This is a genomic window from Microseira sp. BLCC-F43 (assembly GCF_041929235.1).
Classification (GTDB): Bacteria; Cyanobacteriota; Cyanobacteriia; order Cyanobacteriales; family Aerosakkonemataceae; genus Microseira.
This window is the reverse complement of the sequence record NZ_JBHFNP010000306.1, coordinates 103,047-113,354: the sequence shown is the minus strand read 5'-3', so window position 1 is coordinate 113,354 and position 10,308 is coordinate 103,047. Positions and strand designations below refer to the sequence as shown.

General features: G+C 43.6%; 14 protein-coding genes. 5 read left to right on the top strand and 9 right to left on the bottom strand.

What is annotated here, in order from left to right; translation table 11 throughout:
* Window positions 1–153: 153 nt before the first annotated feature.
* On the top strand, window positions 154–1,428 hold the full coding sequence (gene iscB / locus ACE1CM_RS40970) for an RNA-guided endonuclease IscB (RefSeq protein ID WP_374884903.1): 1,275 nt from the start codon (window positions 154–156) through the stop codon (window positions 1,426–1,428).
* A gap of 196 nt (window positions 1,429–1,624) precedes the next feature.
* On the opposite strand, the gene ACE1CM_RS40965 is transcribed toward iscB, so the two are convergent.
* Window positions 1,625–1,831: a helix-turn-helix domain-containing protein gene (locus tag ACE1CM_RS40965; protein WP_374884901.1), complete on the bottom strand. Its 207-nt coding sequence runs from the start codon at window positions 1,829–1,831 to the stop codon at window positions 1,625–1,627.
* Window positions 1,832–2,052: 221 nt separating this feature from the next.
* On the opposite strand from ACE1CM_RS40965, the gene ACE1CM_RS40960 reads away from it, so the two are divergent.
* The 4 genes from ACE1CM_RS40960 (at window position 2,053) to ACE1CM_RS40945 (ending at window position 3,767) form a co-directional block, all read left to right on the top strand.
* Entirely contained in the window at window positions 2,053–2,421 is a 369-nt protein-coding gene (locus tag ACE1CM_RS40960; RefSeq protein ID WP_374884899.1) for a hypothetical protein, read from the top strand.
* Between the two features lie 230 nt (window positions 2,422–2,651).
* Window positions 2,652–2,984, top strand: a complete 333-nt coding sequence (locus tag ACE1CM_RS40955) for a hypothetical protein (RefSeq protein ID WP_374884898.1) — start codon at window positions 2,652–2,654, stop codon at window positions 2,982–2,984.
* A 154-nt stretch (window positions 2,985–3,138) separates the two neighbouring features.
* Entirely contained in the window at window positions 3,139–3,366 is a 228-nt protein-coding gene (locus tag ACE1CM_RS40950) for a hypothetical protein (protein ID WP_374884896.1), read from the top strand.
* Window positions 3,366–3,767: a type II toxin-antitoxin system VapC family toxin gene (locus tag ACE1CM_RS40945; RefSeq protein ID WP_374884895.1), complete on the top strand. Its 402-nt coding sequence runs from the start codon at window positions 3,366–3,368 to the stop codon at window positions 3,765–3,767. The genes ACE1CM_RS40950 and ACE1CM_RS40945 overlap by 1 nt, the downstream gene beginning before the upstream one ends.
* Here ACE1CM_RS40945 and ACE1CM_RS40940 read toward each other — a convergent pair.
* The 8 genes from ACE1CM_RS40940 to ACE1CM_RS40905 all read right to left on the bottom strand — a co-directional run bounded on the left by ACE1CM_RS40940 (window position 3,714) and on the right by ACE1CM_RS40905 (window position 10,275).
* Window positions 3,714–3,998 carry a hypothetical protein gene (locus ACE1CM_RS40940; protein WP_374884893.1) on the bottom strand — a complete coding sequence of 95 codons (285 nt, stop codon included), beginning with the start codon at window positions 3,996–3,998 and terminating at the stop codon, window positions 3,714–3,716. The two genes, ACE1CM_RS40945 and ACE1CM_RS40940, sit on opposite strands and share 54 nt — an antisense overlap.
* A gap of 27 nt (window positions 3,999–4,025) precedes the next feature.
* Window positions 4,026–4,310: a type II toxin-antitoxin system YafQ family toxin gene (locus ACE1CM_RS40935; RefSeq protein WP_374884891.1), complete on the bottom strand. Its 285-nt coding sequence runs from the start codon at window positions 4,308–4,310 to the stop codon at window positions 4,026–4,028.
* A complete protein-coding gene (locus ACE1CM_RS40930) occupies window positions 4,307–4,954 on the bottom strand; it encodes a hypothetical protein (RefSeq protein ID WP_374884889.1) in 648 nt (215 codons plus the stop codon). Before ACE1CM_RS40930 ends, ACE1CM_RS40935 begins: the two co-directional genes overlap by 4 nt.
* A 307-nt stretch (window positions 4,955–5,261) precedes the next feature.
* Window positions 5,262–5,399, bottom strand: coding sequence for a hypothetical protein (locus tag ACE1CM_RS40925; protein ID WP_374884887.1), 138 nt, complete (start codon window positions 5,397–5,399; stop codon window positions 5,262–5,264).
* Window positions 5,400–5,406: 7 nt separating this feature from the next.
* Window positions 5,407–5,583 carry a hypothetical protein gene (locus ACE1CM_RS40920; protein ID WP_374884885.1) on the bottom strand — a complete coding sequence of 59 codons (177 nt, stop codon included), beginning with the start codon at window positions 5,581–5,583 and terminating at the stop codon, window positions 5,407–5,409.
* Between the two features lie 26 nt (window positions 5,584–5,609).
* Complete coding sequence (locus tag ACE1CM_RS40915) at window positions 5,610–5,759, bottom strand: hypothetical protein (RefSeq protein WP_374884884.1); 150 nt, start codon at window positions 5,757–5,759, stop codon at window positions 5,610–5,612.
* 130 nt (window positions 5,760–5,889) lie between these two features.
* Window positions 5,890–8,580, bottom strand: coding sequence for a PA14 domain-containing protein (locus ACE1CM_RS40910; RefSeq protein WP_374884883.1), 2,691 nt, complete (start codon window positions 8,578–8,580; stop codon window positions 5,890–5,892).
* Window positions 8,581–8,763: 183 nt separating this feature from the next.
* Entirely contained in the window at window positions 8,764–10,275 is a 1,512-nt protein-coding gene (locus tag ACE1CM_RS40905; RefSeq protein ID WP_374884881.1) for a C-type lectin domain-containing protein, read from the bottom strand.
* Between the last annotated feature and the right edge of the window lie 33 nt (window positions 10,276–10,308).

Here is a 10,308-nt window from a genome sequence, read left to right as displayed (position 1 = left end):
TAGAGGCAAGAGTTAAAGACCTACTTCAGGATGCTTGCTAGTCCTGAACTCTAGAACCAGATGATTAAACAGATTTATGGGTTAAGTCAGTGTCATTTGGATAGTTACCGACCTCTAACCTTGTCGAAGCAAACATTACTTAATTGAGCAGAAATGCAAAACTACGTATTCGTTTTAGACACCAATAAACAACCTCTCAGCCCTGTCACTCCTAAACGAGCCAGGGAGTTATTGACCAAGCAAAAAGCGGCTGTACTCAGGATGTATCCGTTTACAATTATCCTTAAACATGCAGTTCCTAATCCAGTACCAAGATCGCTCAACGTCAAATTAGATCCTGGTTCTAGATTTACTGGAATTGCGGTTTTGGATGGAGAAGATGTTATCTGGGTTGCTGAGTTAGAGCATCGAGGTTGGCAAATCAAAGACTCTTTGGAATCAAGACGCTCTTTGCGCCGTAGTCGTCGTAACCGCAAAACCCGATATCGCCAAGCTAGGTTCAATAACCGTAAGCGCAAGGAAGGATGGCTTGCCCCATCATTGATGCACCGCATTTTGACAATTGAGACTTGGGTAAAACGACTTTGTCGTTACGCCCCAATCGCATCAATCGCGATGGAATTGGTTAAATTCGACACACAGAAATTGCAAAACCCAGAAGTCAACGGTGTTGAGTATCAACAAGGCGAACTAGCTGGGTATGAGGTGCGGCAATACCTGCTTGAAAAATGGGGGCGCAAGTGCGCTTACTGCGACAAAGAAGGTGTGCCGCTCCAAGTCGAACATATTCATCCCAAAGCAAAAGGAGGCAGCAACCGAGTTAGCAATTTAGCTCTGTCGTGTGAGCGATGCAATACCAAAAAAGGAACTAAGTCGATAGATGAGTTCCTCAAAAGAGATGGTTCTAGGTTGGAGAGAATAAAGCGTCAAGCTAAATCTCCGCTCAAAGATGCAGGCGCAGTTAATTCAACTCGTTGGGTATTATTCCACGCATTGAAGAATATCTTGCCCACAACAACGGGAACTGGTGGACAAACTAAATACAACCGCACCAGACTTGAGTTGCAGAAAACTCATTGGGTTGACGCTGCTTGTGTTGGCGAAGTCGAAAAATTGAATCTGCTAACTCAACAACCATTGCGGATTAAATGTACTGGATGGGGAACTCGTCAAATGTGCGGAACTAATAAATACGGGTTTCCAATCCGGCATAGAGAGCGAAAGCAAGTTCACTTTGGTTTTAGAACTGGCGACATTGCCAAGGTTGCTGTCACCTCTGGCAAGAAAGTGGGTCAGTATGTTGGTCGTGTATTGTGCCGCAAAACTGGCAACTTTGATATCTCAACTAAGACGGGTCGGGTCGCTGGTGTTAGTTACAAATTTTGCTCACCAATCCACAAAAAGGATGGTTACTCGTATGCATTTTGAAGATATGACACGGCAGTTAAAACTGCTCGGATGCCTGTGTTTCCTCCCTGCTCTGAAGAGGCAGGGCTTCCACACTCCCGGAGGTTTTTAGGTGATATTTACTATAAACTCTAACATCAGACTTAAAAACTATAAATTGATAGTTTAAGTAAGAGCGCAAGAGAAGGCGGTGAACTTTGGCTGGTGAGAGGATCGATCATCCTTTTACCCTCACCAATAAGTCCTGAATCTCGCAATTTAAAGCTTCACAAAGCGCATCGAGGGTATCAAGCTGAATACCTTTGGCTCTACCTTGCTCCAGCTTTTGAATATTTTGAGGAGACATATCAATGAGTTTAGCCAGTTCATACTGACTCAACTCGCGAGATTCCCTGACTTGCTTAAGCCTGATTTCTACGGGCATAATCCAAACTATATTTTTATTATAACATGTAGTATTACTTTAATTGCTACTACTATTAATAATAGTAGTTTATAACCATAGGATAATAGTATCACAAAGGGTAATACTATTATCCATTGATTTATACTATTTATAGTACTACTATGAGTAAGAGAGAAGGCGGTGAACTTTGGTCGGTGAACCGCCTTCTCAGTCAAACCCTGTAAACAAGGATTTTTTCAATGGTATCGCAAGCTTTGGAGCAAAACATTACGCAGCTACTATGGCGCATCAGCAATTACTGGGATCGCGATTTTGATGCTGCCCGGATGAGTTTGCAACAACAAGAAGTTGAAGACATTGCCACGTTGCTAATCGAGCAGCTAAGTGCCAACCTCAAAGGTGCTGTGCTTGCTAACAACCTTTTAATCATCAGAAATCGGGCAACAATTCAACGTCCTTGGATAATTGTGCGTATTTTACCAGGGGCAAAAACTCACATTATTGCTCGTTTTGTCAATCGCCAAGATGCGGAAGATCGTTTAAGAGCTTTGCGGCGGTATGTGCCAAATGCCATTTTTGAGATTGTCTTCGATTTGGTTGAAAGCTGATAGTGTTTTTTAGGCGTTCGCGCAGCGGAAGGGAGGCATATCGCTTGATTTAGGTTTAAGCGATCGCACTGCTGAACTGGTTGCTGCTGTTGCGAAGTCTTCGGTAGTTGGTAGTATAGGAAGTGATATACCTACATTAGGCTGGGCGAAAACTTCGCCGCTGCCCAGTCAATGAATATTCGCTATAGTTGATGGATGCTGCCGTTGTTTGATTTAAGAGGTTCTAGAACATGGCTGTTCGTGAAGAATTGATGCGTGAAATTGAACGCGCAACCGATGAAGTACTGCAAGTTTTGTTGAGCATTTTGCGATTGAATCAGATGAATTTATCTACATCGATTGATGCGTCGCAGGCTGCTAATTCAGCATCGCAGAAGCATTATCCTCTGAGAGATTTACCAATAATAATTGCTGAAGATTTTGAGGCAACGATGACTGATAGCGAAGTCGTCAGAGCCGCGTTGCAAAAGTTGCAGTTAGCGTTGGAAGCAGATAAGTTACAAGAATCTGCTCTCTATGCTGAAATTTACGCAGGCGATCCAGAGTTACAAGAACTGGCATAAGCGGGTTTAGAAGAATGGCTCCAGGTATAAACCTTAAACGGGGTACGCCCGTTGAGCGACAGGAGATAGCCAACGCGATCGCGCTCTTACACCACTAGCACGATCTATAGTAAAATGGTATATAACAAAATCAAGTAAATAACCAGTTAAAACAATGACGTTACAAGAAATTATTGACCAAGTAAAACAGCTTTCGCTGGCGGATAAAGTTAGGTTAATTGAGCAAGTGACTCCACAGATTAAGCGAGAGTTGAGGATTGCTGGGCTGGTTGCACCCAGAAAGTCGTTGCGTGGGATTTGGCGAGGGTTAGACATCACAGAAGATGATATTAACCAAGCTCGAAGTGAAATGTGGGCTAACTTCCCTCGCGAGGATTTCTAATGCCAGATTGTGTAACTGATACTCATGCCCTGATTTGGTACTTGGAAGATAGCCCCCGCTTGGGAACAAACGCCAGTCAGATTTTTACAGCTTGCAAACAAGGGGAACTCATCATCTGGGTGCTAACAATTTGGTTGGTAGAAATTATCTATTTGCCAGAAAGAAATCGCATTCCCTTGGAGCTAAAAGAGCGATTTAATGCTGAGTTACAGGCAGGTAATAGTGGCTTAGTTTTGGCAGATCTAACACGAGAGGTGGTTGAAGCAGTTGAGCAAGTCCCTCGTAATTTGGTTCCAGATATGCCGGATAGGATAATTGTGGCGACGGCTTTATCCCTTAACTTGCCCCTAATTACCCGTGACGCTAGGATTCGGATGGCAAGTGTAAATACTGCGTGGTAATAGCGATCGCATTCTACTATTTCCAGAGCGCGGGATAATGCGATCGCTTGCTTCAAAGTGGCGCGATTGCGCTAACGCGCACGCTTCGCGATCGCACTCCACAATCGCGCTTTCGAGTTTGGGCTTACAATCGGCAAAGGATAGAGCTTCTTCATCGAGATAGCCTGCGAACGCGACTGCGTGCCTTTGGCATTTCGCCATTTCAATTACTGCCCAGACGGGATAGTTCATTGTTTTGGCTCGCATTTGCCAGTATTTTCAATACACCTCATCATGACTGCCAATGTCGAGTAAGAGAATTTCCTCATCTCCTGAATCTGGATTCGCAACAAAGTCAAATACAATTCGACAGTCATACTCCACAGTACAAGCCCAAGATCCAGCTAGCTGACCTTTGAGTTTGTGTGTTTGGAGTGATGGATCGAAAGAGTTTTCTGCCAAAAGTCTCAAGACAGCTTCAACTTTGGGTTGTAGCTCTGGGTGTTTGCGGATGAGGGCTTTGTATGCACGTTTAAACGAGCGAGCAAAAGTGATAATTTTCAACTGTTTAGCTCCGCGATCGCTTCATCAACTGTGCCTCGAAAGACGTTTCCTTTCTTGTAGTCTTGTTTTCCTTGTGCAATGTTAGCGGCAATTTCGGTACGACGGCGATCGCTAAGCCTTCGCTGCATAATACCAAGCAGGGCAGTTTGTTCATCTAGAGACAAGGTTTCGATCGCGTCTAAAATGCTATCAAATGTTGAGGTTTGCATGGTGAGTTGGCTTTGGAAGCTCAAATGGCTCTGCCTTATTTTACTATCCCTTTCATGCGATCGCTGTTGACTATGAGAGATAGGAAAGAGTGATATGCCAAGGGCTAGCTTCGCGTGAAGCGAAGCTATCGCTCCAAGAATCGCACTCTCATCCCACCAGCACTCACATCCCCAAAAAGCGCGATCGCACTGTAGGATCGCGCTTTCGAGTTTGGGCTTACAATCGGCAAAGGATAGAGCCTCTTCATCGAGATAGCCTGCGAACGCGACTGCGGAAGGGAGGCATATCGCCATTTCAATTACTGCCCAAACTGGATAGTTCATTGTTTTAGCTCGCATTTCCAGTCCATTACGAATGGTTTCGGGTAATCCTTCCAGAAAGATTTGTGCTAATTCAGGGGAGAGATGTTCGGTGATAGCAGGCACATTTTGCATAGAATTAGTCCCTCGTTGGAATTCTCACGTTATAGGGTGGGTTAATAGCTTGGATGATTAGGCTTTCTAACTCTGATGATAGCTGTATCCACGCTCAGGAAATCTAATTGGTAAAAGGCGATTCGGATGTCTGTGGCTTTCAATTCTTCAATGAATGCCCAAAGTAAAGCTTTGTGACCTCCACGAAAGCGTTCGCGCAGCGTGCCGTAGGCGTATCGCGCAGAGTTCTAGCTTTGCCAATGTAAAGAATACCAAGAGTGCGATGCTTGACTGCGTAGATACCAGCACTCATCGGGAGTTGGCGAAATTATTTGTCAAGGGGAATACAATCTTCAAAGGGAATGGATGCAAGAGTATCGAGAATTTGGCGGGCTTCTTCCTGAATCGAGTTGGTCATTAAAATGGGCAGCGATCGCAGTTTTTCCATCGTACAGCGCGATCGCACCCCGAGCTCAAAAGAGCGATCTGTCTCTCTTGGGCGATCGCTCTCGCTCTGAGTTGAGGAAAAAATAAAAGGCGATCGCATTAGTGGCAGAACAAGCGAAGTCTTTTGGATCTGATTGGTTTTTTCCAGACAAAATTGGTGCGTTACGGCTGAATTTGTGAATTAACTTGTTGACCCAAAACATTGCTGCCGCCTAACGCACCCTACCACTTAACCGTTTACTTGGACGAGAGCGATCGCCCTGATTTGAGGAAAAATAAAGGGCGATCGCATTTGTGGCAGAACAAGCGAAGTCTTTTGGATCTGATTGGTTTTTTCCAGACAAAATTGGTGCGTTACGGCTGAATTTGTGAATGACACAAAAGGCGATTGCTCTTGAGAAATTGATAAGAGGTGCTCGCTCAAACCAAATCTTACTGTATTTGAGCGAGCGAGCGCATTCTGCGTAAATTGGAAACGCGATCGCCTTAATAACCAAGCAAGAAATATATCAACTACAGTTGATATTTTGGTTACGGTTAACACCATAACCAAGCCATTCCAGTTTCTTGTACATTCCCTCAGTTATCTTCATATCTTGTCCACCCTGATCCGGAGTTCTATAGTCCATCAAACTATCTCCTGCGGTATCATATAAACTCGAATCAAATTGTGCTTCATCCAGACCTAATGTATGACCTATTTCGTGCATTGTTAGGCGAAGCAAATTATTCCTTGATAATGAATTAATAAAGGCACTATTGAAATGAGTTCTACCATCCCCATCAAAGTTATTCCCACTGAACGAGTTAGTAGTATTATCTTGACGATAATTTTGGGAATTATCCATCCAAGATTCAGCAGCGATACCTGACATCCAATTACTGCCTAATATTCCCTTTGAACCTTGAGTAATTGCTATTTTCAGGATTCCACTTGATACTTTATCTCTGGTTATAATGCTTTCCCAGTTAGTAGCAGCTTGCTCAAAAATTGCCTTTTGCGTATCGGTGAATCCTCCATTAGGATAGAAGAGTTGGATATCAATATCTGGATTACCAGCCTTTTCCCAAGAAAGGTCGAAATTTGCCGCAACACCATGTTCATAGTAGTTGAAGGCGAGGTCATACCGACCAGCAGGTAGCGTTTTGGTTATTTCTGTAAAACCGTAAGCTTGTGTCCACTGATTCGGAGCTGTGATGTCAAACCACTCCCCTGTGCTGTGATTTTTGGCACGAATTTGGAACCCGTCATCACCCCTTACACGGAACTTGTAAGCACTACCATCAAAATCAGCCCAGGTGTATGCGCCAATCGCAAAATTGTTATGGGGTAGACGATTGCCATCTCCATTAGGTGCGCCATCTCCCCAGTCAACATTGATGCCCTTTTTGCCATCGCTGCGGGTGTTAGATCCCAAATTAATCACACCAATAGCATTCGGATTGTTCATCTCCCCGTTCCAGAAATTGATAGGGGGTTGATTACCTTGGCTGCCATTCCAATTGAAGACAGTAGCTTTCCACTGCTGGTATTCATTAACTGAATCTTGGAATTTGCTAGCTTGTTGCAGGTTAAAGTTTATCGCTGCACTGCCACCCCGCTCGTAGTATTCAACCGCAATTGGGAAGTTGCCACCATTGGAGTAGAAATAGCCAGAATTGGTTACAAATGGCTGATCTACCCATTTATCGACTACTGTTTGATTACCGATACGTACTTTTATGCCATCATCAGCTTGAGTTGTAATTTTGTACAGACCTGGAGCTAGATAACGCTGAGTCGTCATCCGCGCTGAGAAATTGTCTGAAGGGGTATTAGTAGGAGAGCTATTTCCCCAGTTGCGAGAGAAAGCTTGCTTGCCGTCTCCTAAGTCCTCAACAAAAGTTGGATTACCTGTTAAGTTGATGTTGTTGAAATATTCAGCCTTCCAGCGGTTAGCAGGGATTTGAGGTTGTGCGGCTGAGAAGTTAATGATAAATTTTTCCCAAGAACCAATGGTATTGCGATTGGCGTTAACACTTCCACCGCCTCCTCCTTCAGCAACTACATACTGTCCATTCTTGGCGCGAAGTGCCACCGAGTCTCCACTGCCAATCCGACCGCCTCCATTGACTTTAATAATTTTAAATTCTTCCCAAGGGCCAGGGTCTATTCTGTTGGCATTCACAACTCCACCACCACCGCCTTCAGCAACCATATACTGTCTGTTTTGAGCGACAATATTGATAACATCACCGCTGTTAAGCGAGCCGCCATTCAAGTCAATAAGTGTGAAAGTTTCCCAGAAACTAGCAACGTCACGGTTAGCATTTACTACAGACCCACCTCCACCTTCGGCAACAACATACTTGCTTTTTTCAAAAGTTTTGAAAGTTACAGGAATGCTGGATGCCTGCTCTATCCAAAAAGCTTGTCCGTCTAAACTAATCAGTGCCGTATCATCTTCAGCCTTTAACTCTAGAAGCTCGCCAGCACTTATGGTTTTTCCTTGAACAACTCTGGCAAAGATATCCCCCTCATCTCCAGCAGCATCTTTTGTATTTATCTGCGAGTCGATGTAGTGTCCGGTTTCTTCGAGTATTACACTGGCAATTGTCTGTGGATTTACAGCATTTTTACTGACAAACTCACTAGATAAGTAAATTGTATTGGTAGCCTTAGCAAAAGCACCATTTGCTCCATTAATTGCCGCAGATGGAAGAATCTTTATGGCTGGGAGTTCGGTAAAATCGCCTTTTGCCAACTTTTGAACTAGATCGTTAGCTACTTTGGGGTCAAAGTTTTCACCAAAAGCCAAATTCATCTTGGAATTGTAATTTGGATCGGTTGCCAAACCAGTAAGAGAATCGCGAGCCGATTGCAGAGCTTGTTGTAATATAGGAGTAACTTCGCTGCTGTCTGTTCCCTGAGACAACACTATTCCGGTGAGAGAATCTACAGATTTGTCAACATTCTTATTAGTGTCTTTTATCTGCGCTCCAAATGAGTTTTTACCCACCATCAAACTGTCTTCTATTTTCGGTACTGCTAGGGCAGCGTTAGTCAGTTCATGACTTGTACCACCCGTTGCCAAGTTTTTAAACGCTGCTGGGGAAATCATTCCAGCAGTTGTTTCTACGTTCCCAAGTATACCAGTCTGGGAAGGATTGACAAATGGATTCAAAGAGTAGTTGGGATCCGAGCCAAAAGTCTCTAACATGATTTTCTCCCTCTATTTTTCTTCAAGGTTTAACTTGCTTCTGCAAGATTATTGGAATGAGGTTTCGGGTAATATGCGTGTGCCGTAGCTGTTTTGCCAATTTTTCTTAATTAGCGGCAAAAATAGCTAATTTTTTACTCTTTTGTCGCTAAAAAATTGTGCTGGAACAATGCTGGTAAATTTTCAGATTATTTTTTGGAAGCGTTTCTGGCGCCAACTAATGCTCAAAGCACCAACTACCAATAAACCTAATACAGAAGAAGGCTCTGGTACTGATTCCGGATTCGGTTCTTGTTCAAGTTCCGGTAGGTGAAAAGTGAGAGTGCGAGTTTCGCCTTTGGCAAGAAATCCTGAAAATAAAGTTCCAATTTTTGAGTTACCTATGGCAACATTCGCTTCATCATCGAGGCCAAATAGATCGAGTTTATAGTCACCTGATGGCAGATTAGGTATGTAAAACTGCTCTGCCCAACCATCTCCACTGTAAAACGCATCAGGGATTTCATTAACGAGTCCTTGTTCTGCTGTGTAGCCAAACCTGCGTCCGAGTGAATCAGTCAAAATGAAATCTACTGGATCGAATAGACCATGCAGATAATTCCCAGGATTGTAAAAGGAGTTTGGCGAAATAACCGCCCAGTACATAATTTGAGGCGTGAGAGTCGGGATACTAACACTTAGACTGGGAATGTTAATAATTTCCTGATACCAGGGAATGAATCCTTGACCTCCCCGATGACCAACTGATTCGGCAGCCCACTCTATCAGTCCGACACAAGTAAAGTTGTTATCCAACCACCCTTTTTGCTTAAATGGTAAGAAATTACCCTTAAGCATTCCCCACCCAGTGAGGTATTGATACCCTGCAATGCGAACTTTGGAGTTTATCTTATCAGCCATCTTATTGGCGAGGTCATAAGAAATCGGTATTTCCCGTGTAGTTGATGATGGAAATGCTCGAAACACGCCCCGACTGCGTTCTTTCTGAACACCATTAACATTATCAACAGGCTCATATTTTCCGTTTTCTGGATTCCAGTATAGTCCTTCAGCAGCTGGCATGTTTGATTCATAAACGTAGCCATTGAAATGCAGTCCGACATGATCCCAACCCGGTAGTGGCACACTTCCAACAACTTCTTGGAATAACAGAGAAGCTTTTGAAGCATTTGTCGGAACAGTAAGACCTTCAAATTCAACAATGCCGCGTATGGAGTCGGAATTAAAGCCACCGGGGTTAGTACCAATGCCTAATACATCGTTCCATCTACCAGGTGCTGCCCAATTCATGACAACAAAATCTTCATTAGAGTAAGCATTATTTGGCTCTCCAGGCCACCAATTTGTATATCCAGGGCGCTGACCATTATTCACCCATCTGAAATCACCTTCTTTAGCAAAATCGCTCAATCCAATCCAAAAAAGTTCTTGGCCTCCGAAGTTTTTTATAAGCCAATTTTTCTCAGCCTCATTATTGATTGTGACAAGATTTCCGCTGGCTTGGTTAGCCGCATATTGATTGCGATGCCAGTTACTCGAAAAAGGGCCATAAAATAATGTGGGAGCTATGAAGTATTTATGTGTATTTGCAGGATTGTAATGAATGGGCTGCTTTATATTCTGAGCTTGAGCCGTACCCCCTGTTCCCATTGCGACAAGCATTGCTCCCATCGCAGCTATTGATAACTTTTTCATAACAGACACTAAATCTCCTCAATATTTAACTTA

Coding starts and splice junctions, on each gene's coding strand:
- ACE1CM_RS40905 (WP_374884881.1), bottom strand. CDS start 10,275: ATGAAAAAGTTATCAATAGCTGCGATGGGAGCAATGCTTGTCGCAATG.
- ACE1CM_RS40945 (WP_374884895.1), top strand. CDS start 3,366: ATGCCAGATTGTGTAACTGATACTCATGCCCTGATTTGGTACTTGGAA.
- iscB (WP_374884903.1), top strand. CDS start 154: ATGCAAAACTACGTATTCGTTTTAGACACCAATAAACAACCTCTCAGC.
- ACE1CM_RS40950 (WP_374884896.1), top strand. CDS start 3,139: ATGACGTTACAAGAAATTATTGACCAAGTAAAACAGCTTTCGCTGGCG.
- ACE1CM_RS40920 (WP_374884885.1), bottom strand. CDS start 5,583: ATGTTTTGGGTCAACAAGTTAATTCACAAATTCAGCCGTAACGCACCA.
- ACE1CM_RS40955 (WP_374884898.1), top strand. CDS start 2,652: ATGGCTGTTCGTGAAGAATTGATGCGTGAAATTGAACGCGCAACCGAT.
- ACE1CM_RS40965 (WP_374884901.1), bottom strand. CDS start 1,831: ATGCCCGTAGAAATCAGGCTTAAGCAAGTCAGGGAATCTCGCGAGTTG.
- ACE1CM_RS40930 (WP_374884889.1), bottom strand. CDS start 4,954: ATGCAAAATGTGCCTGCTATCACCGAACATCTCTCCCCTGAATTAGCA.
- ACE1CM_RS40940 (WP_374884893.1), bottom strand. CDS start 3,998: ATGAACTATCCCGTCTGGGCAGTAATTGAAATGGCGAAATGCCAAAGG.
- ACE1CM_RS40960 (WP_374884899.1), top strand. CDS start 2,053: ATGGTATCGCAAGCTTTGGAGCAAAACATTACGCAGCTACTATGGCGC.
- ACE1CM_RS40910 (WP_374884883.1), bottom strand. CDS start 8,580: ATGTTAGAGACTTTTGGCTCGGATCCCAACTACTCTTTGAATCCATTT.